This window comes from Ensifer sp. YR511 (assembly GCF_900103045.1).
Taxonomy (GTDB): domain Bacteria; phylum Pseudomonadota; class Alphaproteobacteria; order Rhizobiales; family Rhizobiaceae; genus Ensifer; species Ensifer adhaerens.
The window spans coordinates 1-1,834 of record NZ_FNGR01000085.1 but is presented as its reverse complement, the minus strand read 5'-3'; the positions used below and the strand labels follow the sequence as shown (position 1 = coordinate 1,834).

Below are 1,834 nucleotides of genomic sequence, written 5' to 3'. Positions count from 1 at the left end.
CTCGCGGTCATCATGCACAGCATGCTTAAGACAGGAGAAGTGTTCAACGCATCGGCTAGCGCGACCGTATAGGAGACGCTCAGCCTTCGTCCCTCTGTCAAGCGAATCGAAGAATTGACCCCCTTGCCGAATTGAAGAACTGACCCCCTCATTGGTTTACGGTTTCGTTGGTTTCGAGCGCCGTTGCGGCCTTCTGCAGAAGGCCGGAGCGGCGCTTTTCGCGAAGCCGGTAGCTGTCGCCCCGGATGGTGATCACCGTCGAGTGGTGAAGCAGGCGGTCCAATATTGCCGTGGCGACGACGGGGTCGCCAAAAACACTTCCCCATTCGCCGACGGAACGATTTGACGTGATCAGGATCGAGCCCTTCTCGTAGCGCCGGGACACCAGTTGGAAGAACAGGTGGGCGGCATTGGCCTCGAAAGGCAAGTAGCCCAGTTCGTCGATGATCAGCAATTTCGGCCGCGACAGGATCGTCAACTGCTTATCGAGCGAACCGTCGCTGTGGGCCTTCGCCAGCATCGCCACCAACGTGGCCGCCGTGACGAACTGGACATTGTAATTCTGGCGGATGGCCTCGCGGCCGAGGCTCACGGCCAGGTGCGTCTTGCCCGTACCTGGCGGTCCAAGGAAGAGCACGGTGTCACCGTGAGCGATCCAGCGGCAGGTCGCAAGCTCCCTGATCTGCCCCTGATCCAGAGAGGGCTGCGCCTCGAAGTCGAAGCCGTCCAGTTCACGCACGAACGGGAACTGCGCCAGCTTGCTCGACATTGATATCCGCCGCTCGTCGCGCCGGGCGATCTCGCGCGACACCAGGAAGGCGAGAGCCTCACGCAATGTCATCTTCGAACGCGCTGCCTCGTCCAGCAATGTATCGAGCTGGTCGCGGATCGCCGTCAGCTTCAGCCGGTCGAGCGTAGCGATCAACACGTCATGATCCACGTTCGTCATCACCAGCCTCCCCCGACCACCGCTTCATACTCCGCAAGCGGCCGCAGCAAGGCAGCGGGCGCGATCTCGATGGCCTCCTTGCGTACCGGCCCCTCGAAGCCGGCCACACCAACAAAATGCGCACGGTCCACAATCCGTTGTCGTCGCCCCCGGCACTGGGAATGGTCAGCGACGACCTGGCCAGCATGGCGGATAACCACGCGGCCGGCCAGCACCACGACCTGAACGCTTTCGCCGATCAGGCGCCAAGGGACCGAGTAGCTGTTGGTATCGAGGTCGATCGCGCAATCGGCTTGAACCTTGCGAACCAGATCCCGCAATTGTCCGAAGGGTGCCCGTCCGGCCAGCGGGCGTAGCGCCTTGGCTTCGTCAGCAAAACGCTCCGCCGGTTTGACACCGGTGGTGCCGTGTTCACGCTGGTCGGCAACTTCGCGTGTCCAGCGATCCAGGTGCGCTTCGAACTCGGCCCAGCTCTCGAAGCGTCGCCCGGCGATCGCGTTCTTTTTGACATAGCCGACCCCGCGCTCGTCCTTGCCTTTCGTTCTCGCCCGATACGGGGCGCAGGCCCGCGGCGTGAAGCCCCAATAACGGGCAAAAGCATGCAGTCGCGCGTTGAATCTCACCTCCCGCGTCACCGCATCATGATGCTCGACCAGGGCTTTCGCATTATCGATCAGCACTTCCGCTGGAACCCCGCCGAACCGCAGGAAAGCGCCTTCCATGCCTTCAAACCAGTCTGACTGGCGCTCCCGAAGTGACACGCGAGCATGCATCCGCCGCGAATAACCCAGCGTATAGCGCGGCGATCAGGATGAGACGGCGCATTGCCTCGCCTGAACTGCTCCCTGAGAATGGGTTATTGCCTCATCTAAATTGCTCCCGACG

Annotated in this window: 1 protein-coding gene and 1 pseudogene; both read right to left on the bottom strand. The window is 61.8% G+C overall.

Going from position 1 to position 1,834, the window contains the following annotated elements:
• Nucleotides 1-148: 148 nt before the first annotated feature.
• Entirely contained in the window at nucleotides 149-949 is an 801-nt protein-coding gene (istB, locus tag BLU15_RS38760; protein WP_090302594.1) for an IS21-like element ISSme2 family helper ATPase IstB, read from the bottom strand.
• A pseudogene (istA, locus tag BLU15_RS38755) lies at nucleotides 949-1,743 on the bottom strand (IS21 family transposase); the annotation flags it as partial. The gene istB and the pseudogene istA, both read right to left, overlap by 1 nt.
• Nucleotides 1,744-1,834 lie beyond the last annotated feature (91 nt).

Coding starts and splice junctions, on each gene's coding strand:
- istB (WP_090302594.1), bottom strand. CDS start 949: ATGACGAACGTGGATCATGACGTGTTGATCGCTACGCTCGACCGGCTG.